A 25,238-nucleotide genomic window follows, 5' to 3' on the forward strand; every position below is an offset into this window, starting at 1 on the left:
TGCTCCCGTTGGACTGCGCAGCAGTCCCATTTTCAGGGCCGCTTCGTGCCCCAGCGGGAGCAAGCTCCCTCGCCACAAATTCAGTGTTGCCCATGCCTACCTGGCGTTGTTGCAGATGCCTTTTGATTGTGGGGGCGTGTCAGCTTGGCAAGGTGATCCACACCGCCTTGGTTTCGAGCAGGTAGTCGAGTTGCTCGGCGCCCAGGTCTTTGCCAAACCCGGACTGCTTGTAGCCACCGAACGGCATCGACGGATCAAGGGTGCCGTGGGCATTGACGTAGACCGAGCCTGCCTTCAAACGTGGGATCAGGCTGTGCACCTTGCCCAGGTCGTTGGAATACAGCGCCGCCGCCAGGCCGTAAGGCGAGTCGTTGGCCAGGGCCAGCGCGTCTTCCTCATCGTCGAACGGTGCGGTGACCAGCACCGGTCCAAAAATCTCTTCCTGGACGATGCGCATGTCATTGCGGCAGTTGGCAAAAATGGTCGGCTCGACGAAGAAGCCAGGGCCATCGACCGGTTGACCGCCGTAGACCAGTTCGGCGCCTTCGGCTTTGCCGGTCTCGATGTACTCGGTCACACGCTGCTTTTGCAGGGCAGAAACCAGCGGGCTGATGAAGCAGTCAGGATCCAGACCCGGAGCCATTTTCAGGGTGCGCGTGTAGGCGATCAGCTCGCGCAGGAATTCGTCGTAGACACTGCTATGAATATAGGCCCGTGTACCGGCGTCGCATACCTGCCCGGAGTTGAAAAACACGCCGTTGGCAACTGCCTGGGCAGCGGCCGGAATGTCGGCATCCGCGCAGACGATGACCGGTGATTTGCCACCGAGTTCGAGGGTCAGACGCTTCATGTCATCCAGCGCTGCGCGGCCAACCGTCTGGCCAACCGGGGTCGAGCCGGTGAAGGTCAGTTTGTCGATGCCGGGGTGGGTAGCCATGGCCGCACCGACCACGCTGCCGCGCCCGGTGACGATGTTGATCACGCCGTCAGGGATGCCCGCTTCCTGCACCAGTTCAGCAAAACGCAGGGCCGACAACGACGTCAGTTCGGCGGGTTTGACCACCACGGTGCAACCGGTCGCCAGCGCTGCGCCGAGCTTCCAGGCCATGGTTTGCAGCGGGAAATTCCACGGCACGATGGCGCCGACTACGCCGACCGCTTCCTTGCGGGTATAGGCCAGGTAATTGCCCGGCAGCGACGGCTCGACGGTGCGGCCGTGCAGCTTGGTAGCCCACCCGGCGAAATAACGCAGGGTATCGACGGTACCCTGGATGTCCACGTCCTTGGCGAAGGCCACCGATTTGCCCATGTCGATGGATTCGATTTCAGCGAGCTCTGCGGCGTTTTGTTCGATCAGGTCAGCCAGGCGTTGCATCATGCGCTCGCGTTCGGCCGGTTTGGCCTGACGCCAGGCGCCGCCGTCGAATTGGGCGCGAGCGGCTTGCACGGCGCGGTCCAGGTCGTCGGTGGTGCCCATGGGAATGCGGGTGATCAGGCCTTCGGTCGAGGGCTCGATCACATCGGACGTCTGGCCGTCGCTGGCTTCGACCCAGGCGCCGCCGATGAACATTTTCTGGACCTTGCTGAGGAAGGTCTGGGTGGCTTCGCTGACGCCGAATTTTTGCAGGTAACTCTTGACGATCGTGTCCATTTTTATTCTCTCTGCCCGGCAGTCAGAGCCTGCCGGGTCACTGGTTTCGATGATCAGGCTGATGCGGTTTCGCTCTCGGCGGCCGCGCGCACCTTGCCTCGCTCGTGGAAGATGAAACCGATGCTGTTGAGCAGCAGTTGCGCGGCGAGGATCGAGGTCATGCCGGTCGGGTCGTAGACCGGTGCCACTTCCACCAGGTCCATGCCGACGATGTTGCCTTTGCTGCGTTTCGCCAGGGCCTGGATGATTTCCAGCACTTCGTAGTAGAGGAAACCGCCGTGGCTCGGAGTGCCGGTGCCGGGGGCGATGGACGGGTCAAAACCGTCGATGTCGATGGTGATGTAGTAGTTGATGTTCTGCGGGATCAGCGCCAGCACACCTTCGACCCCGAGGCGGCGAACGTCACGTACCGAGAGGATTTTCGAGCCGGCTTCATGGGCCGCTTCGTAGTCGTCGCGGTTGGACGACGAGACGTTGCGGATGCCCATCTGGGTCATGCCGACAATGTGATTCATTTCCGAAGCGCGGCGCAGCGGGTTGCCGTGGCCGTAGCGAACACCGTGGCGTTCGTCGACGAAATCCAGGTGCGCATCGAAGTGGATGATGTGGATCGGGCCGCGGCCTTCGAAGGCCTTGATCACTGGCGCGTGCACCGAGTGGTCGCCGCCGAGTACCACCGGCATCACACCGGCATCGAGGATCTTGCGCACGGCGTATTCGGTATTCTTGTTGCTGGTGACCATGTCGGTGTGGACGATGTCGGCATCACCGACGTCGACCATGCGCACGTCTGAGGCGGTGAGGTACATCACGTCATCTTCGTGATCGTAGGCGCCGGCGTGGCCGAAGGAAAACAGCGTCGATGCTTCACGAATCCCGCGAGGTCCGAAGCGTGCGCCGGAGCGCCACTGGGTGCCCATGTCGTTGGGCACGCCAAGCACCGCGACGTCGGCATCCAGTGCATCCCAATCGGTGCACACCGGGGATTTGCCAAAGGTGCAATGACCCACGAATGGCAGGTTCAGGCGACCGGATTCATAACCGTTGTTCGACATTTCTAGCCTCTCCACTTCTTGTTATCGGCTTGACGGACTGCAAGGCGACCGTCGTTGGAAAGACTATGGGCGCAGGTTTTCGTGGAAAAAATGCTAAACATCAGATACTCATATCGGCATTACCGATGCATCCACAGGCGGGAGGTTCCAGGTGATTCAACTGCACGATGTCGATCTGAAGTTGCTCAGAGTGTTTGCGACGATTGTCCGTTGTGGAGGCTTTTCTGCCGCGCAGGCCGCGTTGAATGCAGGCCAGTCGACCATCAGCGAACAGATGACCCATCTGGAAACCCGCCTTGGGGTCAAGCTCTGCCAGCGCGGGCGCAGCGGCTTTCGCCTGACCGAACAAGGGGTGGCGATCCACGAAGCCACACAGCGCCTGCTGTCGGCGGTGGAAAACTTCTGCATGGACGCCGACGTGCTCAAGCAGCACATCAGCGGCAAGCTCAACCTGGGCATCATCGACACCACGATCACCGATCCGGATTCGCCGATTCCGCGCACCACTCAGCGCTTCGTTTCACGGGGCCATGACGTGCACCTGAACGTGTACGTCGGCACCCCGGCGGAACTGGAAGAACGGGTGCTCGACGGCCGCTTGCACCTGGCCATCGGGCACTTCCCGATCCATGTGCCCGGGTTGTTGCAGTCGCCGCTGTATCAGGAAGCGCTGGGGTTGTATTGCGGACGGCGACACCCGTTGTACGGCAACAAGGCGGAAGGCCAGGAGCTGCTCGAAGAAGTCGCTGCGGCGCGGATCGTCGTGCGCGGCTACATGCAGCAACACGACCTCGAACACCTGGGTGTGAGCAAGGCGGCCGCCACCGTGGACAACATCGAAGCCACCGCGATCCTGATCATTTCCGGCGCCTACCTGGGTTTTCTGCCAGAGCACTTCGCCGCCCAGTGGGTCAAGAACGGCGAGATGCACCAGTTGGCCCCGACGAGCCTGCTCCTGAAATCGCCGTTCGATGTGATCACCCGGCGCGGCACCGCACCGCCGCCGATCCTGCAAGCGTTCCTTGAGGACCTGGCCACCAGCACCCGTAAAACCGGCCAGCCGTGATGTGACACTCGCCAAATTCAAATTTTGCCGGGCATACTGATTTCAGTTCGCCAACCTTGCAGGCCCGTCATGCGCATCCACGTCACCTTCATCGACCGCGTCGGCATCACCCAGGAAGTGCTGGCCCTGCTGGGTGGGCGCAGCTTCAATCTGGACGCCGTGGAAATGGTGCCGCCGAACGTCTACATCGATGCACCGACGCTCGGTGCCGAGGTGCTGGAGGAATTGCGCGAGGCGCTTTTCGATGTGCGCGGCGTGCAAGCGGTGACGATGGTCGACATCCTTCCGGGGCAACGTCGGCGCCTGCAACTGGACGCGTTGCTGGCCGCCAGTTCCGACCCGGTGCTGGCGGTGGATGACCGCGGCCATGTGCTGCTGGCCAACCCGGCGCTGATCGCCCTGTGCGGTCGTGAACCGGCCGGTGAATCGCTGACCGCGCTGTTCGATGATCCGCAATTGCAGCGCACGTTGATCGACCAGCATTTCCGCCTGCCCATGCACGAAGTCAGCCTCGGCGGCCAGACCTTGCTGCTCGATGCGATGCCCGTCACCGACGCAGGCGCCCTGCTCACCTTGTATCAACCCAACCGCATCGGCGAACGCCTGTCGGCGTTGCACCATGACCATGCCGAAGGCTTCGATGCGCTGCTCGGTGAATCGCCGCCGATACGTGCGCTCAAGGCCCGTGCGCAAAGGGTGGCGGCCCTTGATGCGCCGCTGCTGATTCAGGGTGAAACCGGCACCGGCAAGGAACTGGTGGCCCGCGCCTGCCATGCCATCAGCCCACGGCACGATGCGCCGTTTCTGGCCCTGAACTGCGCGGCACTGCCGGAGAGCCTGGCCGAGAGCGAGCTGTTCGGCTACGCCCCCGGGGCCTTCACAGGCGCACAACGGGGCGGCAAGCTCGGCCTGCTTGAATTGGCCGATCAGGGCACGGTTTTTCTCGACGAGGTCGGCGAAATGTCGCCCTACCTGCAAGCCAAATTGCTGCGTTTCCTGAGCGATGGCTGCTTCAGGCGGGTCGGTGGCGACAAAGAGGTCCGGGTCAATGTGCGGGTGCTCAGCGCGACCCACCGCGACCTGGAAAAAATGGTCGCCGAAGGACGCTTTCGTGAAGACCTGTTCTACCGCCTCAACGTGCTGAACCTGCAAGTGCCGCCACTGCGCGAGCGCGGTCACGACATCCTGTTGATGGCCAATCATTTCATGCAACAGGCCTGCGCGCAGATCCAGCGACCGCCGTGTCGCCTGGCGCCGAGCACGTTCAGCGCCCTGCTCGGCAACCGCTGGCCGGGCAACGTGCGGCAACTGCAAAACGTGATCTTCCGTGCAGCGGCGATTTGCGAAAACCCGCTGGTCGACATCGACGACCTGGACATTGCCCGCACGGCCGTCGAACGGCAAAACGACGGGGAAGTCGGCAGCCTGGAGGAAGCGGTTGGCGGGTTTGAAAAGAACCTGCTGGAGCAGCTGTATCGCAGCTATCCGTCGAGCCGATTATTGGCTGCACGGTTGCAGACATCCCATAGCGCGATTGCGATTCGCTTGCGCAAGTACGGCATTCCAGCCAAGCCCTGAGTGATCTGCCGGATCACATTTCCCTGTAGGAGCGAGCCTGACAGTCAACATACATTTCAACTGACACGCCCTCATCGCGAGCAGGCTCACGCCTACAGGAGACTGTGTTGCTTCTGCACTTATCGTATGAAAATCGATACAGCGTAGCGAAATCAAGACAATCTCCTTCCCACCCGCCTTTACGGTGTCTGCGCTTACAGCCCTGCTTGCCTGTATTGATTTCAATACAAATGAAATGGCGCGCACTTCACGAAATAAGATCAAGTCATTGATTTAAAACTACTAATTAACCTTGGCACCGCCCTTGCTATCTCAACCTCAGCTCCGCTCGTTGCCCTGCCACGAGCCCTGAATGCGTCCAAAAATAATAAGGAACTGAGATGAGCCAATTGCGTTTCACAGTCGATCACGAATGGCTGCGGCTTGACGCCGATGGCCTGGTCACCGTCGGCATCACGGTGTTTGCCCAGCAAGCATTGGGGGATGTGGTGTTCGTTCAAGTGCCTGAACTGGGCACCTTCGATGCAGGCGCAGAAGTGTCGGTACTGGAATCGGTGAAAGCCGCCAGCAGCATTGGCATGCCGCTGGACGGTGAAGTGGTCGAGATCAACACGACGCTGGAGAGCACCCCGGAACGGGTCAACGAAGACCCGATGGGCGAAGGCTGGTTCTTTCGCTTCAAACCCGCAGATCCTGAAGCTTTGAGCGAACTGCTGGATCAGGACGCCTACGAGCAATTGACTGCAGAACACGCCGACGCCTGAAGCCCCCACGCATTTCCGAATCCGAAAAAGGACCACACCATGTTCAGCAAGCACGACCAGATCAAAGGCTACGACGACGAACTGCTAGCGGCGATGAACGCCGAGGATGCGCGGCAGGAACACCACATCGAACTGATCGCCTCGGAGAACTACACCAGCCAACGGGTGATGGAAGCGCAAGGCAGCGGCCTGACCAACAAGTACGCCGAAGGCTATCCGGGCAAGCGTTACTACGGCGGCTGCGAGCACGTCGATGTGGTCGAACAACTGGCTATCGACCGCGCCAAACAGCTGTTCGGCGCCGATTACGCCAACGTCCAGCCGCACTCCGGCAGCCAGGCGAACGCCGCGGTTTATCTCGCCCTGCTGCAAGCCGGCGACACCGTGCTCGGCATGAGCCTGGCCCACGGCGGTCACTTGACCCACGGTGCCAAGGTGAGTTTTTCCGGCAAGCTCTACAACGCGGTGCAATACGGCATCGATACCAATACAGGGCTGATCGATTACGACGAAGTCGAGCGCCTGGCCGTTGAGCACAAACCGAAAATGATCATCGCCGGGTTCTCGGCTTACTCGAAGACCCTGGACTTCCCGCGCTTCCGTCAGATTGCGGACAAAGTCGGCGCGTACTTTTTCGTCGACATGGCCCACGTTGCCGGGCTGGTGGCGACCGGTCTGTACCCCAATCCCCTGCCCTACGCCGACGTAGTTACCACCACCACCCACAAGACCCTGCGCGGCCCGCGTGGTGGTTTGATTCTGGCCAAGGCCAATCCTGAACTTGAGAAAAAGCTCAACGCTGCGGTATTCCCCGGTGGTCAGGGTGGCCCGCTGATGCACGTGATCGCGGCCAAGGCCGTGTGTTTCAAGGAAGCCCTGGAACCAGGCTTCAAGTCTTATCAAGCACAAGTGATCCGCAATGCCCAGGCCATGGCCGCCGTCTTTATCGAGCGTGGATACGACGTGGTGTCCGGCGGCACGGATAACCACTTGTTCCTGGTCAGCCTGATCCGCCAGGGCCTGACCGGCAAGGACGCCGACGCCGCCCTCGGTCGTGCTGGCATCACGGTGAACAAGAACGCCGTGCCCAACGATCCGCAATCGCCGTTCGTGACTTCGGGCTTGCGCATCGGCACGCCGGCGATCACCAGCCGTGGCTTCAAGGAAGCGCAGAGCATCGCGTTGGCGGGCTGGATCTGCGACATCCTCGATCACTTGGGCGATGCCGATATCGAAGCCAATGTTGCCCGGCAGGCCGCCGCCCTGTGTGCCGACTTCCCGGTCTACCGCGACTGACCACGCGGTGACCCGCTCTTGTAGGAGCCCGGCTTGCCGGCGATGGCGCCCTGAAGGATGTCATCACCGGCAAGCCGGGCTCCTGCAGGAAGCATCAGGGCAAATCACCCTCCCGTTCGCGTACAAGGAAATCACCATGAATGCCATTGTCGAATCGACCGGCAAGAGCCCGGCCAAAGTAGAAATCGGCACCAAACTGCGCGGCGCGGAAAAGGTCGCGCGGATCCCGGTGAAGATCATCCCCACCGAGGAATTGCCGCGCAAACCCGACTGGATTCGTGTACGCATCCCGGTGTCCCCGGAGGTCGACCGCATCAAGCAACTGCTGCGCAAACACAAGCTGCACAGCGTCTGCGAAGAAGCCTCATGCCCTAACCTCGGCGAGTGTTTTTCCGGTGGTACTGCGACGTTCATGATCATGGGCGACATCTGCACCCGCCGCTGCCCGTTCTGCGATGTCGGTCATGGCCGGCCCAAGCCGCTGGACATCAACGAACCGATGAACCTGGCCGTGGCCATCGCCGAGCTGCGCCTGAAGTACGTGGTAATCACCTCGGTAGACCGCGACGATCTGCGCGACGGTGGTGCCCAGCACTTCGTCGACTGCCTGCGAGAAATCCGCAAGCTGTCTCCCGGCATCCAATTGGAAACCCTGGTACCCGATTATCGCGGGCGCATGGACGTCGCGTTGGCGATCACCGCCTCTGAGCCACCGGATGTGTTCAACCACAACCTGGAAACCGTGCCACGTCTGTACAAGGCTGCACGGCCGGGTTCGGATTTCGAATGGTCGCTGGACCTGCTGCAAAAATTCAAACACGCAGTGCCCCATGTGCCGACCAAATCCGGTCTGATGCTCGGCCTTGGCGAAACCGACGACGAAGTCATCGAAGTCATGCAGCGCATGCGCGAGCACGACATCGACATGCTGACCCTCGGCCAATACCTGCAACCGTCGCGCAGCCACTTGCCGGTGCAGCGGTTCGTGCATCCGGACACGTTCGCCTGGTTCGCCGAGGAAGGCACACGGATAGGGTTCAGGAACGTGGCGTCCGGGCCGCTGGTGCGTTCGTCCTATCACGCCGATCAACAACTTCATGGAGGTAGCGACGGTTTCAAGCCATCATGAACAGACTGGTCATGCATGGAGCCGTTCCCGATGCCGCGTTCACCCTGTCTGTTGATGCTGTGCCTGAGCCTCGCCGCACCGTGCATGGCCGACGCGCCAAAGCCCGAGCACATGGTGTACTTGCGCGCCATTGATCCGGGCATCGAGCAAGACATCCGCTACGCCAGCGCCCACAACTTCACCGGGCATGCGCTCGAGGGTTATCGGGCGCCGGAGTGCCTGTTGTCGGTGGACGCCGCCAAGGCCCTCGCCCGGGTGCAAACCGCGCTGAAAGCCGAGGGTTATGGCTTGAAGGTGTTCGACTGCTATCGACCGACCCGTGCGGTGGCGGACATGGGGCGCTTCGCCACCGAGCCGGGTGATCCGCTCAAGCCCGAGTTTTACCCTCGGGTCGACAAGCAAGACTTCTGGCGCCTGGGTTACGTGGCTCGCGTATCCAATCATTCCCGGGGCAACACCGTTGACCTGACGCTGACCGGCCCCGGCGCCCCGCCCGCCGAGACCTGGACGCCTTCCGCCACTCCGGTCGATTGCACCGCGCCTTACGGCCAGCGCTGGAAAGATGGTGCGCAGGACATGGGCACCGGGTTTGATTGCTTCGATGAACGGGCGCATACGGATTCGGCGCAGATCAATGCGACCGCCAAAGCCAATCGCCAGCGGCTCACCCACGCGATGGCGAAAGAAGGATTCAACGGTTACTCCGCTGAGTGGTGGCACTTCACGTACAGCGGGAATACGCCGAAGCCGGATGTGATGGACTTCCCCATTACGCCGTTGCAGCCATGAACCCGCTGATCAAAACCCTGTTGGCGCTGCTCTTTCCATTGGCCGCGATGGCCCAGGGACTCGACGGCAGCGACCAACTCATCGTGGTCACCAGCAAACACTGGAGTGACATCCAGGGCATTGCCCAGCGCTATGAACGGCACGGGCAGACTTTCGAAAAATTCGAAGCACCGTTCGCGGTGGTTCTTGGCAAGAACGGGATGGGTTGGGGTAAAGGACTGCTCGACACTCAATCCCGTCAGGGACCGGTCAAGCAGGAAGGCGATGGCAAGGCACCGGCCGGGATGTTCAAGCTGGGAACGGCATTCGGCTACACCACCACGGCGCAGACAAAATTGCATTACCTCGCCCTGACATCAACCATTGAATGCGTGGATGACAGCGACTCGGCGCGCTACAACGAATTGGTCGACGGAGCCGTCGTCGACAAAGACTGGAACTCATCCGAACGGATGCGCCGATCGGATGAGTTGTACCGCCAAGGCATCGTCATCCAGCACAACACGCCGGCCTCTCCCGCTGCCGGCTCGTGCATTTTCTTTCACATCTGGCGTGGCCCCAGTGCACCGACCCGTGGCTGTACGGCCATGGACCCGGCGAACATTGCGCAGCTGTTCGACTGGCTGGACCCGAGCAAATCCCCGGTGCTGGTGCAACTGCCTGAGGGGCAGTACGAACAGATGCGTGAGCGCTGGAAGCTGCCTGAGCGCTGAACCTGTGGCGAGGGAGCTTGTCGGAACGCCGCATCGCCCCGTTGGGGCGCGAGCGACCCTAAAAGATGGGCCTGCTGCGCAGTCCAGCGGGAGCAAGCTCCCTCGCCACAAAAGCTCCTTCGCCACAAAAGCCCCTCGCCACAAATTCGGGTATCAACCCCGCTCAGCAACCACCGCACTCATCGACGGCTTGGCCAGCGCGTAATACATCACACCCGGCACCAGCAGCCCGACAATCCACGAAATGTCCACGCCACCCAACTGCGCGACCATCGGCCCGGAGTAGAAATGGGTGTCGACAAACGGCAGCTGAATCAACACGCCAATCACATACACGCTGATCCCCAGCACGTTCCAGCGACCATAACGCCCGTTCGGGTCGGACAGTGCCGGGATGTCGTAACGCTCCTTGTTGATGAAGTAGTAATCCACCAGGTTGATCGCGCTCCACGGTGTGAAGAACGTCAGCAAAAACAGGATGAAGTACTTGAATGAGCTGAGGAACGAGTACTGCCCCAGCAATGCCACGGTGGTCGACGCCGCGACAATCAGCAGCACAAACAGCATGCGCTGCCCGGCGGTGATTTCCAGGCGTCGGCGAAAACCGCTGATGATGGTCGCCACGCACATGAAGCTGCCATAGGCATTGAGCGTCGACACCGTGACCTTGCCGAACACGATGCTCAGGTACAGCAACGACGCGATCACGCCGGTACTGCCCAGACCGACAATGGTCGCCACTTCATGCCCTCGGAAATTCGCCCCCGCCAACGCAGCGGCGAACACCCCCAGCACCATCGAAGCCTGCGCCCCGAGCACGGTGCCCAGGCCGACGGCGGCGAAGGTTTTCCATGACGACGTTTTGCTCGGCAGGTAACGCGAGTAGTCCGCCACATAGGGCCCGAACGCGATCTGCCAGGACGCCGAGAGCGACACCGCCAACAGAAAAGTGCTCCAGCCAAAATGACGGTTGTCGAGCAATTGGCCGATGTCGTTGAGGGTCAGCAACCGGGTGAACAAGTAGACGAAGGCGATGATGCCCAGCACGCTGGCCACCCGCCCGACCAGGTGAATCACCCGGTAACCGAAGATCGTCAGGAAGGCGATGCACGCCGCGAAAATCAGGATGCCGGCGCTGTCGCTGACGCTGATCAACTGCGCAATCGCCTGCCCCGACAACACCGCACCGGTGGCGCTGAAGCCGAGGTACATCAGGCACACCAGGACAATCGGGATGGCCGCGCCGTACACCCCGAACTGCACACGACTGGAGATCATCTGCGGCAATCCCAGCTTCGGCCCTTGCGCCGCGTGCAGCGCCACCACGGCACCGCCGAGCACTTGCCCGATCAGCAAACCGATCAGCGACCAGAACACATCACCACCCAGCACCACGGCCAAAGCGCCGGTGACGATGGCGGTGATTTGCAGGTTGGCGCCAAGCCACAAGGTGAACTGGCTGTAGAGGCTGCCGTGGCGTTCGGCCTCGGGAATGAAATCGATCGAGCGGGACTCGAACAACGGACTTCGTTGCGCACTCATGACGGTGTTTCCTTTGTGGAACTGTTTTTGTTGTCAGGAAAAGGACTTAGAACGTCTTGGTAGCGCTGGCGACAACGGTTGCCGAGCACAGGTCGTCATAGCCGTACCAGCCGGAACATTCGCTTTTCGACAGATCGGTGTCGACGTAGCTCAAGCCCCAGGTCACACCGACGAAGTCGCGGGTCAGTTTGGCTTCCCACTCGTAGTAAGACTCGCGGTTATCGCCACTGGCGGTCCAGAACGCCGGGTCTTTTACATCGTTGCGGCCAAAGCGCAGGTCCAGGCCGACTTCGGCCGGCAAGTCGATTTTGTAGCTGAGGTAGGTGTAAAGGGTGTCCTGGTCCTCGCCGAAGAAATTTGGCGTGTCCTCTGAGTAATAGGCACCCAGCTTCACGCCGTACACGTCGAGAACCGCGTACACCTCGCTGAGGTTGAATTCGGAGTTTTTCGGGTAGTCGTACTTCATGTAGCCGAGGTCCAGGCTGATCGCATCCGTCGCCTGCCAGTAGTAACCCGCGTAGTAATCACGTTCCTGCCGGGTGTCATAACCGCCACCGAAATCGACGCTGGAAGTCCAGGCGCCGATGTACAGGCCGCTGCTGTGCAACAACGTAGCCCCGCCCTGCACTGCCGGATCGCCCAGGGATTGTGAAATGCCCCGGGTGCGGTAATCGCTGACGACGCCGAGGGTCATCTCCAGGCTGAAATCATCGTTGAGGGTCAGGGCCTGGCTGGTCAGGGGGATCAGTGCCAGTGTCGCGAGGGTCAATGCTGAAAATGCGTTCATACAGTTCTCTTGTTGTTATGACGTACGGGGAATTTCAGGCATGGCGAAGCCTGGCCCCTCGCGCTACGAGGGGCTGGCCGTTTTCTACAGGTGTCGGGTGTACGCAGGTCAGGACGCGGGGGCGTAGACTTGCTTGCCGGCGAAGAAGGTCTTCAGGACTTTGGTTTCGAACAGTTCGTCATCGCTGACCTTGAACACGTCGCGGTCGAGGATGATCAGGTCAGCCTGTTTACCCGGTGCCAGCGAACCGATCTGCTGCTCCAGGCGCAAGGCTTTCGCCGCGTTGATGGTGTAGGCGTAGAACATGGTCTGGCGGTCGATGCTTTCCTTGGCATTGAGCACACCCAACGGCCCTTTGCGCGTGCTGGCCTGGGCGATGGCGTTGAACGGATTAGCGCTCGACACCGGCCAGTCGCTGCCACCGGCAATCATCGCACCAGCGTTATGCAAGGACCGCGCGGGATACTGGTAACCGTAGGCAAACGCGCTGATGTAAGGCTTGACCAGTTCGACGGTGTAAGACTCGCCGGTGGCCCACAGCAGTTGCATCGAGGCGATCACACCCAGTTGCTTGAAGCGTGGAAACTCCTTTGGATTAACCAATTGCAAGTGCGCGACGCTGTGCGGCACCGGCGTCGGGCTGAGCTTGCGCGCATACGCCACGCCATTGAGCGCCTCACGCACTGCGCGGTCGCCGACGGCGTGCATGTGCATGATCCAGCCGCGTTTTTCCGCCGCCACCACCAGTTCGCCAAAGTGCGCCGGGTCGGTCAGCAGTTGGCCGTCCTTGTGGCTGTTCTTGTACGGCACGACAACCGCCGCCGTTTGTCCCGGGAACTCGAGAATGCCGTCGACAAATATCTTCACACCGGGGAACGTCAGGTTAGGCACGCCTTCGAATTGCTTCATCACCGTGGCAATCACTTCCAGGTCGGCGGGTTTGCTTTTCGGGTTGGTGACCATCAACGCGGCGACGTGGGCGCTGAGTTCGCCGTTCTGCGACAGCTCCTTGTACAGCGGCAGTACGCCGACACTTTCCGCGGTCGCGTGGAAATCGAACAGCGAATCCTCACTGCCGCCGTTCGCCGCCGCGTCCATCCAGGCCGTGACGCCGTATTGATTGTTGATTTTCACCGCCTCGCGAGCGGCTTTGAGCATCGCTTCCGGGGTAGGTGCCGGAACACCGTTGCGCACCACGTCCCAGCGGGATTCGGCAAAGTAGCCGTTAGGGGTGAAGTCCGCTTCATGGCCGATGTAACCGCGCTCTTTCTCCGGCAGGCTTTTCACCAGCGCCGCGTCGATGTTCAAGCGCTTGAGCATCGCGTTGTTGGCCCAGCCGGTGTGGCCGTCGATGCCGCTGAACACAATCGGCTGATCGGCCCAGCGTCCCTGGTTGAACACCTTGCCCAGTTCACGGGCTTTCTCCCAATAGGCCGAACTGACCCCGGCCACGCTGATCACGTCACCGGACCGGGCACGCCCGGCCTTGTCCTCTTCGATCAACCATTGCTCCAGTTCCGGCATGGGTTTGACCTCGTCCAGCAGGTTGGCTTTCATGCTGTCGAAAGCGCCCGAGACCGGGTGGCTGTGGGTGTCGATCATGCCAGGCATCAAGACTTTGCCCGCCAGGTCGATGCGCTGGGTCTTGGCATCGGCCAGGGCATTGATTTCGGCATCGCTGCCGGCTTTAAGAATTTTGCCGTCCTGGACTGCCACGGCTTGCACCAGGCCTTGGCCAGGCTCGGCAGTGAAGACCTTGCCGTTGAACAACACCAGGTCGGCGGCGGCCATCGCCGGCACCGAGGAGATGGCCAACGCAGCGGCCAACAGGTTTGGAATCAATCGCATCAGAACGCTCTCTGGTTTTTTATTGGGCGGATCGGGAAATGACAGACTGGGAAGCGACTTGCGGCGCAGTCCCCTGAAACGGTGCCTTGGCCCACACGACCTTGCCGCCAACCACCGTCAGCAGCACCTGGTTACGGCCGAGTTCTTCCTCGGGCACCTGCATGAAGTTCTTGTCCAGCACGATCAGGTCGGCGAATTTTCCGACTTCGAGCGAGCCGACCACCTTGTCCAGTTTCAACTGTTCGGCGGAATTGAACGTGATGCTGCGCAGCACATCGCTGCGCGACAGCGCCGGGTCGGCGTTCAACCGTCCTGCGTACTTGAGGCCATAGCTGTGCGGGTTGGTCGGATCGCCGGAGCGAGTCACACCGACTTTCAGCGCAAGGAACTCATCGAGGGGATCGACCGGCCAGTCGCTGCCATACGCCACTCGGCCACCGGCGCGGGCGATGCTGCCCGAGGGTTCCATGCGCGCAAAACGTGCGGCGCCCAAGTGCTCGTTGGTGCCGTCGACCGTGGACGGTGCTTGCTGGGCCCACTGGAAAGACATGTTGGCGGTGACGTCGAGTGCCTTGAAGCGCGGATAGTCTGCGGGGTCGACCGACTCGGCATGGGTGATCGCCGGGCGAAAGCCGTTGCCAGGCAGTTGCTGGCGCACGTACTCGATGCCATTGAGCGAGTCACGGACTGCGCGGTCACCGGTCGCGTGCAGGTGCGGATCCAGACCCGCCTGCGCCGCTTGCAGCAACAATGGCTTGAGCACTTGCGGCGGGAAATACAGCTCGCCGACGTTGTGCCCCGGCGTCCATTTCGGTGCTGCCTCGGAGCCGGTGTTGCTCAGGTAGGGGCTCAACATGGCGCCGGTGTCTGCCGGGGCATTGATGATGCCGTCCATGAACAGTTTGACGTGACGCATGTTCACGCCCGGTGCGACCTTCACTTCGCCCTGATCGAAAGTGCTGGCCAGTGCCTTGGCCTCGGCGATGGTTTTCGCCGGGTCGGCGATGGCGGCTGCGGGGTCAAGCTTGATCGCCAGCAAGGCCCGGGCAGTCAGCTCGCCGGACTTTTGCAGGCTGGTGAAGGCTTTGCCATTTTCCGGTCCTGACAGCGCGTCGAAGAAACTGGTGATGCCTTGCTGGCGCATGGCGTCGAGGGCGGCACGGATCTGATTGAGTTTTTCCGCTTCGGTGGCTGCTGGCACCACGGCGGCCATCGACTCGGCGGCGCCGTCTTCGCAGATGCCGTTCGGGTTGCCGGCGCTGTCACGGCGGTACTTGCCGTCTTCTGGGTCGGCGGTGCTCTTGCTGATCCCGGCCACTTCCAGGCCCCGGGAGTTGGTCAGGATGGTGTGGAAATCGGTGGAGCGCACCTGAATGGGGCGTTTGGTCTTGAGCGCGTCCAGGGTCGATTTGTCGGCGTCGCCGTCGAGCCCGGTCATGCCCATGCGGTCCCAACTGCCGACTTCGAGCCACACGTCCGGGCCCTTGTCCTTGTCGGCATCGAGGCAGGCCTGAATATTCGCCTGGAACTGCGCACGGGTCAGGGTCTGGTATTTCAGGTCGCACAAGGTTATGGCGCGACCGCCGTCACCCGGGTGCATGTGCGCATCGACGAAGCCCGGCATCAGCATGCGCCCGCCCAGGTCGATCAGTTGCGTCTGTTTGCCGATGTAGTCGTCAAGACCCGCGTCGTTGCCGACATAGACAATCTTGCCGCCCGAGACCGCAATCGCCTGCTGCACGGAGTTCTGGCCATCGACGGTGTAGACGTAGCCATTGCGCATGACCAGGTCGGCGGGTGTCGCCGCCAACGCCATGCCGGAAAATGCCGTCGTCGCCGCAATGGCAACAAAAAGCCTGGAAAGTCTCAAATGCCTCACCCCTGTTCTTATTGTTTTGAAGCGGCCCGAAGCGACTGCACAAGCCCCTGATAGACAGGGCCTACCCTATAGGGCGCAGCGCTCGAATGGACCTCTGCAAATGAGGAGGGGTGAGGCAAATAGTTGAAATAACGCGATTAATCGCGGCGCGCAGACTCCATCAGCGAACCGGGCGAACGCAGGACCGAACCGAGTTCAACCTTGCTTTTCACGCCGAGCTGCAAATAGCAATTGCGCAGATAAGTACGCACGGTCGCCGGGCTCAGGGACAGCAGTTTGGCGATTTCCTTGTAGGAGTGACCCGCGGCGAACAACATCGCCGCCGTGCGCTCCCGAGGCGCCAGGCCTTCGGCCCGCGACGGTGCTTCGAGGGACAAGATGACATGTTCGGCATTGGGGCTCAGGGTCAACGCGCAACGCCCCAGACGCACCACGCAGGGTGCTTTTTGCAACTGCGAGACGACTTCGACCGGCAGCATCGAGCCGTTCCAGCCAGGCAGTTCACGTTGAATCGCCGCACACAGTCGCGCTCCGACATACAGCAGGCTGCCATCCATGCGCGCAATGCCGAAGTCGCTCGCGCCATCATCGGTATCGAAGCGAATCATGTCCTGCACCTGAAACCGCCACAGCTGGAACAGGTGATCACAGAACGCCGAAAACAGTTCGGCTTCGTGTTCATCGAAATGCTGTTCATGCTGGCCGCGGTAGAGACAGACGAAGAACATCAAGCCACTTTCGGGCAACTCAAAGGTGATGCTCATCAAGTGGTAGAGATCGTAGCGCCGGGCGAAATCGTTGACCGCCTCGCACGGGTCGTTGAATCCCATATCACGCACCACCTCGCCGGGCTGGCTCAGGGTGGCATGGGAGAACTGATCGTTGGCCGCGACCGGATGCCATTCGGCGGCAAAGGATTCAGGGAGGTTGATGCTGCCGTGCATCCAGCTCTGCGGTGCAACATTGGGACCCGCTGTGGACATCTCGCCCCACCAGGCCGACGCGAACGGCACCAGTTGACCGAAGGCCTGCAAACCTTCGGCGATAAACCGCGATGCACCGCTTTCCCGCGCCAGCCGTCCAACGTGCAACACGCAGCGATTGAACGCCTTCAGCGTGGCCATGGACGTGTTGTCACCGGCCTTGATCCCCTCCTCCATCATTGCGATCCCGTTCACTGCATGGTTTTTGTTTTTTATCGTCTGGACGATGCCATAGGCCCGGGAATGGGTCCAGCTCACTTTGACATCAGCAGTTACAAACCGCTGTTCAGCCCGTACAACGAGGGTCGGCGGTCCTTATGCAGATCATTGCCCGCGCTGATACGCTTGTTGCGCGCTTCGGCGAGATTCAGCGTCGCCAGCAAAATTTGCTCGCCGCCCTGCTCCGCCGGCCCGGCCAACGGATAACCGTCGGCATCGACAATGACCGAGCCCTGCACCCAACCGACACCACGCTCGTGACCGTAACGGTCACACGCGGCGATGAACATGCGATTGACCGAGGCATTGGCCTGCACTCGCAGGACTTCGGCCGGACGCTCGGTTTGCGGTCGCGGGCCGTCGGGCCAGTTGACCGGGGCGCACAGCAAGTCAGCGCCAGCCAGTGCGGGCAGACGAACCCATTCGGGGAACTCCAGGTCGTAGCAAATCAGCATACCGAGGCGTCCATGGACGGTCTCAACCACCGGGGGGGCGGCATCGCCGGGAGTGAAGAGGTCCTTCTCGGCATCCCACAAATGCGCCTTGCGATACACCGCCCGCAGCCCGTTGGCGTCGATCATCGCTGCGCTGTTGGCCAGTCCGTCACCTTCCAGGCGCTCGCAGAATCCGCCAACGATCACCAGGTTCAACTCGCAGGCCAGCCCTTGCCACAACTGCAACGTTGGCCCATCGACCGTTTCCGCCAAAGACAGCGCTTCCTCACGATCGGCAAACAGGTAGCCGCTCTGTACCAGTTCGGGCAGCACTACGACTTGGGCGCCCTGATGGGCCGCCTGACGAATCGCACGCTCGGTGAGTGTGCGGTTGTAGGCCAGGTCGCCTATTTTCGGCGCCAGTTGGCAGCAGGCGACGACGGTATTTTTCGTGCTGTTCAACGCCCTGCCTCCGCAGATGAATGGGTCATGGCGACAATATCTTGCTCGGTCAGCGCATCGATCACTCGACGTTCGGCCACCAGGTCAAGCGAGCGGCTGAGCAGGTAATACGTCAGGCCCGAGACCGCCAGCCCCACCAGCCAAGCGATGTCCACGCCTTCCAGCACTCGTGCCAGTGGACCGACGAAGACCTCTTTGCCGGCGGCGGCGTCAAAAATGTAGAAAAACGGCACCATGGCGGCGAAGCCGATCAGGTAGGAAACGATGCCGCGAAATTGCCAGGCGCCGTAGATGCCCTTCGGCGTGAAGAAATGCGGGATCGCGTAGCGACCTTTTCGCACGAAGAAGTAATCCACCAGATTCACAGCTGTCCACGGCACGAGGAAGTACAACAACAACACAAGGAAGGTGTTCAACAGGGCGATGCCGTCACCTTTGATCGACAGCACGCAGGTCAGCAGAATGAGGCTGATCACACTGATCGACAGCACGCGGGCGCGGGGTGTCGGGGTAATTTTCCGGATCGAGTCGACACCGGTCAGCAGTGTCAACATGGCACTGTAGGTGTTGAGCGCAATGATCGGCAAAAAGCCCAGCACCGAGACAATCACCAGCAGATTGCCCAACCCCGGCACCATCGACGAGCCGACCTGATTCAACGCAACCAGCGCATCCGCGGCTTTCAACTCCTGAGCCAGCCACGCACCGAGACCGATCATCCAGCTGCCCGACAACGAGGCGCCGATAAACACCGCTGCGATGAGTTTTTTTCGGCTGGTATTTTTCGGCAGGTAACGGGAATAGTCGGACACGTACGGCGCATAGGAAATGTTGTAGCTGGCGCCGATGGCAAACAGCGTGGCGAAGGCGACCCAGTTGAAACCGAGATCGGTCGCCGGGGTAACGCCTTCGGAACCTGCACCGAACATCAGGGCGATGGTCACCAGCGCGTACAGCGGCAAGGTCGCGAGCAACGCCCACTTGAACGCCTTGTGCATCAGGTCGTGGCCGTAGATCGATAACAACGCGCCGATCAGTACCACAGTCACGGCGACGATGGTCGGGTCGATGCCGAACACGTGTTCCAGGCCGTTCATGATCAGCGAGATGTTCACGACGTTAAAGCCGACAAATACAAACATCGTCGCCATCAAGGCCAGGATCACCCCGCGATAGCCGAACTGGGCGCGGGACTGGATCATCTGCGGCAGGCCCATTTCCGGCCCTTGGGAACCGTGAAATGCCATAAAGATGGTGCCGAACATGATGCCCAGCGCGCCAGCCAACAGGGTCCACATCGCCGACAAGCCAAGGCTCGGGCCGACGAAACCGATGGAGATGGTGAAGAAATGGAAGTTGCCGAGAAACCAGAACGGCCCCTGGCTGCTGAGTTTGGCGTGACGCTCGTTTTCCGGAATGTAGTCGATGGAATGGCCTTCGATGGCCAACCCGCCGCTCGCCTCGGTGGCGTGCGCAGACACTGGGGAACCTGACATACGATTGTTCCTATGCAGTTATTTATTGTTTTTGTGGGCGTTGCGCTCGTTTCGAGGTCTGGATCAGGTGAAACTCCAGAAAAATCTGACGATGACGCTGCTTTCACGGCAATGTAGGCCGTCGAACAGAGCGATAAAATATCGCAGGCACACTGTTCACATAGATAAAGACCTATGTAACGCGCATCGGGAGCGACCATGCTGGGAACTGTAACGGAACTGGATCTGCGCTTGATCCGGGTATTTCTGACCGTCGTTGAGGCGGGCGGGATCTCGGCGGCACAAACCGCCCTCAACACCTCGCAACCGACCATCAGCGCGCAATTGGCCACGCTTGAGGCGCGGGTTGGTTTTCGCTTGTGCGAGCGCGGGCGCGGCGGGTTTTCGGTGACGCCCAAGGGGGAGCAATTCATCGAGGCGGCTCGCCGTCTGCTGGCCGCGGCTGAAGGATTTCGAGTCGAAGTCCAGCACATCAACCGTAAAGTCTCGGGCAACATCAACATCGGCCTGCTCGGGCAGATCGACCCGGTCGCGAACAAGAAAATCGGCCTGGCAATTGCGCGCCTGAGGGCCCGGCACGAAGGCTTGTATTTTCACTTCACCGAACTGTCGTCGTCGTTGCTGGAAGAGAAAATCATCAACGGCCACATCGACCTGGCCATCGGTTACTTCTGGCACCGTTTGCCCAACATCGATTACGTCCCGTTGTTCGAGGAAACCCAGATCGCCTACTGCGCACCATCGCATCCGCTGTCCGAACGGGCGGGCGCCTTGACCCGTGCGGATGTCAGCACATTTGACTGGGTCTGGCCGAGCCATCCCCTGCCGGAAATGCCCGCCCCCACCTCAATCGAACGCCTGACCGTGCTCACCGACAGCATGGACGGCGCGGCGCTGTTGATCCTGTCGGGCCAACACCTTGGTTTTTTACCGCAGCACTACGCGGCCAGGCATGAACAGTTGGGGCAATTGCATCCGTTGAATCCGCAGCTGCTGCGTTATGAGGTGGGGTTTCATGCGGCGGTGCGTCACTCGGCGCGCCAGCGGGATCTGGTGAGCGCGTTTCTCAATGAGCTGATCGATATCTTCGGAGTACCGTAGCTCCTGCAGGAGCAAGCTTGCTCGCGATGGCGGTGGATCAGCGGACATCGATGTTGGATGGGCTGACCTCATCGCGAGCAGGCTCGCTCCTACAGGGTTGTGGGTGTACGCAAGCTCTGCGGACAACGGAAATTCACTGCAGGAGCAAGCTTGCTCGCGATGGCGGTGGGTCTGCGGACATTGATGTTGAATGGGCTGGCCTCATCGCGAGCAGGCTCGCTCCTACAGGGGAGAGGGGTGGGTTCAGAAGTGGATGTCTTGGGCCGGGATCACGTCGATTCGCGCCACCGAGCCACTCAGGTGCGCCAGGTCCTTGTTGTGTTCGGTGATGATGTCTTCGGCGGTGAGATTGCCGTTGTCGACGGTCGAATGCGCGTCGGCCGCCAGCACCACGTCGTAGCCTAGCTTCAACGCCTGACGCACGGTGGCGTTGACGCAGTAATCGGTTTGCAGGCCGCAGATGATCAGGCGTTCGAAGTCCTCTTTCGGCAACAGCTGCTGCAGATTGGTCTGGTAGAACGAATCCCCGGTGGTCTTGCGTACGCGATGATCCTTGGGCGAGGTTTGCAGCCCTTCGGCCAGTTGCCAGCCAGCGGCGTTATGGGCCAGTGGGCTGCCTGTTTCCTCATGCTGGATCAGCACCACCAGAACCCCGGCGTCGCGCGCCCGGGCGCTGAGTTCGTTGATGGTTTTGATGACACGTTTGATTTCAAAGCATTCATATTCGCCCGAGCACAGCGCCTGCTGGACGTCGACGATTAACAACGCAGTGGTCATGATTTCCTTCCTTGAATTGTCGATGGATCAGGGGACGAACATAGGCCCGCCCCCCCTTTAAACACAACCCTCAATAACCCAGCGACAAGCCCGTGTTACGCCGCGGATCGTTGGCCCCGTAGAAACGGTTGTTGCCCACCGGTTTGCCACCCAACGATGGCGCGCCTACAAGGATCGCCGCCAAGTGGTTGGCATCCTGCGGACCTGCAAACTTGTGGCCCCAGCTTTCGAGGATTTTCACCGTGTCCGGGCTGGTAGTGAAAGCCTCCAGGTTGGTTTCCTCCGGCAGCCACTGCTGGTGGAAACGCGGCGCATCGACCGCTTCCTGGATGTTCATGCCGTAATCGATCACGTTGAGCATGGTCAGCAACGTCGCAGTGATGATGCGACTGCCGCCCGGCGTGCCGACCACCATCACCACTTTGCCGTCCTTGGTGACGATGGTCGGGCTCATGGACGACAGCGGCGCCTTGCCGGGCGCGATGGCGTTGGCCTCGCCCTGCACCAGGCCGTACATGTTCGGCACGCCGATTTTCGAGGTGAAGTCGTCCATTTCATCGTTGAGGATGACCCCGGTCTTGCTCGCCATGACGCCCGCCCCGAACCAGTCGTTGAGGGTGTAGGTCACCGACACCGCGTTGCCCCATTTATCGACGATGGAATAATGCGTGGTGTTGCTGCCTTCGTGGGGGGCTACGCCCGGTTTCAGCTCGCTGGAGACCGCAGCTTTTTGTGGGTTGATCGCCTCGCGCAGTTTGGTCGCGTAGTTCTTGTCCAGCAGATGGGCAATCGGATTCTTCACGAAATCCGGGTCGCCCAGGTAGCTGTTGCGGTCCACATAGGCATGGCGCATCGCCTCGATCTGATAGTGCATGCCCTGGGCCGAGTGATAGCCCAGATCCTTCATCGGATAGCCTTCGAGGATGTTCATGATCTGGCAGATCACCACGCCGCCGGAACTCGGAGGCGGTGCGGAAACCACGTGATAACCCCGGTAATCGCACTCGATCGGCGCCAGTTCACGGGTTTTGTATTTGTCGAGATCGGCCTGGGTGATGATGCCTTTGTTGGCCTGGCTGGAGGTAACGATGGCGTCGGCTACCCAGCCTTTATAGAAACCGTCGCTGCCCTTATCGGAGATTTCCCGCAGGGTTTTGCTCAGGTCCTTTTGCACCAGTTTCTGGCCGACTTTCATCGGCTCGCCGTTGCTGAGGAAGATTGCGCCGGAGTCCTTGATGTCTTTCTTGAACACGTCGGTGGCGTAGTCCAACAGATCGACGTCGCCCTGCTCCAGGACGAAACCGTCTTCAGCGAGTTTGATGGCCGGTGCAATGATTTCCTTGCGCTGCTTGGTGCCGTACTTGGACAGCGCCAGCTCCATACCCGACACCGTGCCCGGCACACCGACAGCCAGGTGACCACGGGTACTCAGGTCCGGGACGACATTGCCGTCCTTGTCGAGGTACATGTTGGCGGTCGCGGCCAGTGGGGCTTTTTCGCGGAAGTCGAGGAAGGTCTTGCGCCCGTCAGCCAGTTGAATGGTCATGAAACCACCGCCGCCGAGGTTGCCTGCGGCGGGATAGACCACCGCCAATGCATAACCCACCGCGACGGCGGCATCGACAGCGTTACCACCGTTTTTGAGCACATCCACACCGACATGGCTGGCCAGGTGCTGGGCAGTGACCACCATGCCGTTTTCCCCGGTAGCCGGGGCCACGGAGGCAGCGTGGGCAGTCAGGCAGCTGAGCGCCAACGAGGTCGCAATCAGCGTTTTGGCAAAAGGTTCGTACTTCATGGGTCGTTCTCTTCTTTTTATTGAGTAGGAAAACTCGTCAAAAACAGTATCCAAGTATGGTCGGGATTACATATTGCGCCTCCCCATCGAGGCAGTATCCTTAACGCTTGTTCAGCTATTTCCCACAGGCATTGGCATGACCTTTACCTACATCGCAATTCCCTCCCCAGTCGGTGAGTTGAAGCTGGTCGCGAACGGTTCAAGACTGGCGGCCATCCTCTGGGAAAACGATAAACCCGGCCGGGTGCGGCTCGGTCCGATGAGCGAAGCTGCGGACAATCCGATCCTGGTGCAAACCACCCGGCAGCTACGGGAATATTTTTCCGGCAGCCGGACTCGGTTCGAGCTGGACCTTGATTTTGTCGGGACGGAATTCCAGAAGAAGGTCTGGGCAGCGCTGCTGACCATCCCGTTCGGCGAGACCCGCAGCTACAGCCAGATCGCCGAACAGATCGGCAACCCGTCGGCGGTCAGGGCGGTGGGGGCAGCGAACGGCAAGAACCCGATATCGATTGTCGCGCCGTGCCATCGGGTGATTGGCGCGTCAGGCAAGCTCACCGGGTTTGCCGGTGGGCTTGCGGCGAAGGAGTTGTTGCTGACGCTGGAAGGCGGACATTGGCCCGGAACACCCCGCCTTCCAGGTTTTTAGTCTGTTTGAGGTGGCGGTGTCGGGTTCAATATCGCCTTCGCTGGCAAGCCAGCTCCTACAGGAATTTGACTATGACATCCGATCTGTAGGAGCCGGCTTGCCGGCGAAGGTGGCTGACCGGCATATCAGGCCATCTGCGCTTTGTATTCCTTTTCGTACTGCCCGGCTAACGACTCTTTCTGTTTGTCGTCGAGCAACTTGCCGGCCATCTGGAAGAATTTCTGCTCCTCCTCCTTGAGGTGGTGATGAACCTTTTCTGACAGTTTCTTCGCGGTCGCCAGCCAGGCGGGACTGGACATCTCGGTTTCGTCCAGTGCCTCCATCATTTCGTCCATCTCGTGATGTTCGGCAATCCCATGGCGGCTGAGCTCCACGCCATTGTCGAGTTCCATCAACGGGATGTAAAAATGCCGCTCTTCAGCGGTTTCGTGGGCCTGGAGTTCCGCCTTGAGCTGCTTGTACGCCTCGACCCGCTCAGGGCTGTCGCCGCTGGTATGAAGCAGCGCCTTGGCATACGTCCGTTGGCGTTCGTGGCTTTCACGCAAGGCTTCGAAAATGTTCACGGAATGTCCTCATCAGCCGCGCTCTGGAATGACGCGTCTTAATCAATGACATCTGCGCCTTGGCGAGGGTTCCTCCGACATTGCGGTGATGGAACATTGGCGGTGAGCACGTTAGGCTGGGGTTTCACCGCCATAAGGATATAGCCATGAACCTGCGTATCGAACGCAAGCACAACCCCACCTTGGAAGAACGCGAGGCGATCCTCGTGCCGTTACGCGCCTACAACACCTCGAAGTCGGCAAGTCCTCCTCCGGAACATATCGCGTTGCTGATACGCGACGACAACGACGACATCGTCGGCGGCGTTTACGCCCGATTGTTTTATCAATGGTTGTTTATCGATTTGCTGGCGGTGCCGGAACAGGCCCGGGGACAGGGCATGGGCACGAAGCTGATGCAGATGGCCGAAGACCTGGCGCGGGAAAAGGAATGCGTCGGTCTGTGGCTGGAAACCTTCGAGTTCCAGGCACCGGAGTTCTACAAGAAATGCGGCTATAGCGAGATCGGCCACATCGCCGATTACCCTCCAGGGCACAAGCACTTCTTCTTTCAGAAGCGCCTGACCTACTGACGCCACACATCCCCTGTAGGAGCGAGCCAGCTCGCGATGGTCGTCAACGATAACGCTGTGAATCGATATCCCGCGGCGTATTCGAAT

General features: G+C 60.5%; 22 protein-coding genes. 10 read left to right on the top strand and 12 right to left on the bottom strand.

Annotation, left to right across the window (positions count from 1 at the left end; genetic code table 11):
• Nucleotides 1–139: 139 nt before the first annotated feature.
• A complete protein-coding gene (locus QYH43_RS24770) occupies nt 140–1,651 on the bottom strand; it encodes an aldehyde dehydrogenase family protein (protein ID WP_301158312.1) in 1,512 nt (503 codons plus the stop codon).
• Nucleotides 1,652–1,704: 53 nt separating this feature from the next.
• Nucleotides 1,705–2,706, bottom strand: coding sequence for an agmatinase (gene speB / locus QYH43_RS24775; RefSeq protein WP_095151590.1), 1,002 nt, complete (start codon nt 2,704–2,706; stop codon nt 1,705–1,707).
• A 151-nt stretch (nt 2,707–2,857) separates the two neighbouring features.
• Between speB and QYH43_RS24780 the strand changes: the two genes are divergently transcribed.
• From QYH43_RS24780 to QYH43_RS24810, 7 genes are all read left to right on the top strand, one after another.
• Nucleotides 2,858–3,772 carry a LysR family transcriptional regulator gene (locus QYH43_RS24780; RefSeq protein WP_095061503.1) on the top strand — a complete coding sequence of 305 codons (915 nt, stop codon included), beginning with the start codon at nt 2,858–2,860 and terminating at the stop codon, nt 3,770–3,772.
• Between the two features lie 69 nt (nt 3,773–3,841).
• Nucleotides 3,842–5,350 (top strand): sigma-54-dependent transcriptional regulator, encoded by a 1,509-nt coding sequence (locus QYH43_RS24785; protein ID WP_301158313.1) that lies wholly within the window; start codon nt 3,842–3,844, stop codon nt 5,348–5,350.
• 380 nt (nt 5,351–5,730) lie between these two features.
• Entirely contained in the window at nt 5,731–6,114 is a 384-nt protein-coding gene (gene gcvH, locus QYH43_RS24790) for a glycine cleavage system protein GcvH (RefSeq protein ID WP_301158314.1), read from the top strand.
• A 39-nt stretch (nt 6,115–6,153) separates the two neighbouring features.
• On the top strand, nt 6,154–7,410 hold the full coding sequence (gene glyA, locus QYH43_RS24795; protein WP_301158315.1) for a serine hydroxymethyltransferase: 1,257 nt from the start codon (nt 6,154–6,156) through the stop codon (nt 7,408–7,410).
• 136 nt (nt 7,411–7,546) lie between these two features.
• On the top strand, nt 7,547–8,539 hold the full coding sequence (lipA, locus tag QYH43_RS24800) for a lipoyl synthase (protein WP_301158316.1): 993 nt from the start codon (nt 7,547–7,549) through the stop codon (nt 8,537–8,539).
• A gap of 30 nt (nt 8,540–8,569) precedes the next feature.
• Complete coding sequence (locus QYH43_RS24805; RefSeq protein ID WP_301158317.1) at nt 8,570–9,328, top strand: M15 family metallopeptidase; 759 nt, start codon at nt 8,570–8,572, stop codon at nt 9,326–9,328.
• Nucleotides 9,325–10,041, top strand: a complete 717-nt coding sequence (locus QYH43_RS24810; RefSeq protein WP_301158318.1) for a L,D-transpeptidase family protein — start codon at nt 9,325–9,327, stop codon at nt 10,039–10,041. Before QYH43_RS24805 ends, QYH43_RS24810 begins: the two co-directional genes overlap by 4 nt.
• Nucleotides 10,042–10,194: 153 nt before the next feature.
• On the opposite strand, the gene QYH43_RS24815 is transcribed toward QYH43_RS24810, so the two are convergent.
• The 7 genes from QYH43_RS24815 to QYH43_RS24845 all read right to left on the bottom strand — a co-directional run bounded on the left by QYH43_RS24815 (nt 10,195) and on the right by QYH43_RS24845 (nt 19,691).
• On the bottom strand, nt 10,195–11,583 hold the full coding sequence (locus QYH43_RS24815) for a cytosine permease (RefSeq protein WP_095151595.1): 1,389 nt from the start codon (nt 11,581–11,583) through the stop codon (nt 10,195–10,197).
• 46 nt (nt 11,584–11,629) lie between these two features.
• On the bottom strand, nt 11,630–12,370 hold the full coding sequence (locus QYH43_RS24820; protein ID WP_095061519.1) for a TorF family putative porin: 741 nt from the start codon (nt 12,368–12,370) through the stop codon (nt 11,630–11,632).
• A 108-nt stretch (nt 12,371–12,478) separates the two neighbouring features.
• Nucleotides 12,479–14,218 carry an amidohydrolase gene (locus QYH43_RS24825; protein WP_095061521.1) on the bottom strand — a complete coding sequence of 580 codons (1,740 nt, stop codon included), beginning with the start codon at nt 14,216–14,218 and terminating at the stop codon, nt 12,479–12,481.
• 19 nt (nt 14,219–14,237) lie between these two features.
• The gene (locus QYH43_RS24830; RefSeq protein ID WP_301158325.1) at nt 14,238–16,034 is read right to left on the bottom strand and encodes an amidohydrolase; all 1,797 of its coding nucleotides are present in this window, start codon (nt 16,032–16,034) and stop codon (nt 14,238–14,240) included.
• A 200-nt stretch (nt 16,035–16,234) separates the two neighbouring features.
• Nucleotides 16,235–17,257, bottom strand: coding sequence for a helix-turn-helix transcriptional regulator (locus QYH43_RS24835; protein ID WP_301158326.1), 1,023 nt, complete (start codon nt 17,255–17,257; stop codon nt 16,235–16,237).
• A gap of 95 nt (nt 17,258–17,352) precedes the next feature.
• Nucleotides 17,353–18,195, bottom strand: coding sequence for a nitrilase family protein (locus QYH43_RS24840; protein ID WP_095061527.1), 843 nt, complete (start codon nt 18,193–18,195; stop codon nt 17,353–17,355).
• Nucleotides 18,192–19,691: a cytosine permease gene (locus tag QYH43_RS24845; protein WP_095061529.1), complete on the bottom strand. Its 1,500-nt coding sequence runs from the start codon at nt 19,689–19,691 to the stop codon at nt 18,192–18,194. Before QYH43_RS24845 ends, QYH43_RS24840 begins: the two co-directional genes overlap by 4 nt.
• A 198-nt stretch (nt 19,692–19,889) precedes the next feature.
• Between QYH43_RS24845 and QYH43_RS24850 the strand changes: the two genes are divergently transcribed.
• A complete protein-coding gene (locus tag QYH43_RS24850) occupies nt 19,890–20,792 on the top strand; it encodes a LysR family transcriptional regulator (RefSeq protein WP_095061531.1) in 903 nt (300 codons plus the stop codon).
• A gap of 243 nt (nt 20,793–21,035) precedes the next feature.
• On the opposite strand, the gene QYH43_RS24855 is transcribed toward QYH43_RS24850, so the two are convergent.
• Together QYH43_RS24855 and ggt are read right to left on the bottom strand one after the other, a co-directional pair.
• Complete coding sequence (locus QYH43_RS24855) at nt 21,036–21,569, bottom strand: cysteine hydrolase family protein (protein WP_095061773.1); 534 nt, start codon at nt 21,567–21,569, stop codon at nt 21,036–21,038.
• A 70-nt stretch (nt 21,570–21,639) separates the two neighbouring features.
• Nucleotides 21,640–23,367 (bottom strand): gamma-glutamyltransferase, encoded by a 1,728-nt coding sequence (ggt, locus tag QYH43_RS24860; protein ID WP_095061774.1) that lies wholly within the window; start codon nt 23,365–23,367, stop codon nt 21,640–21,642.
• Between the two features lie 136 nt (nt 23,368–23,503).
• On the opposite strand from ggt, the gene QYH43_RS24865 reads away from it, so the two are divergent.
• On the top strand, nt 23,504–24,016 hold the full coding sequence (locus QYH43_RS24865) for a methylated-DNA--[protein]-cysteine S-methyltransferase (protein WP_301158319.1): 513 nt from the start codon (nt 23,504–23,506) through the stop codon (nt 24,014–24,016).
• A 125-nt stretch (nt 24,017–24,141) separates the two neighbouring features.
• Here QYH43_RS24865 and QYH43_RS24870 read toward each other — a convergent pair whose 3' ends face one another.
• Nucleotides 24,142–24,579, bottom strand: coding sequence for a hemerythrin domain-containing protein (locus tag QYH43_RS24870; protein WP_095061776.1), 438 nt, complete (start codon nt 24,577–24,579; stop codon nt 24,142–24,144).
• A gap of 146 nt (nt 24,580–24,725) precedes the next feature.
• Between QYH43_RS24870 and QYH43_RS24875 the strand changes: the two genes are divergently transcribed.
• Entirely contained in the window at nt 24,726–25,151 is a 426-nt protein-coding gene (locus QYH43_RS24875) for an N-acetyltransferase (RefSeq protein ID WP_301158320.1), read from the top strand.
• The last annotated feature ends 87 nt before the right edge of the window (nt 25,152–25,238 follow it).

Source organism: Pseudomonas sp. C32, from assembly GCF_030417915.1.
In the GTDB taxonomy this organism is placed as follows: Bacteria; Pseudomonadota; Gammaproteobacteria; order Pseudomonadales; family Pseudomonadaceae; genus Aquipseudomonas.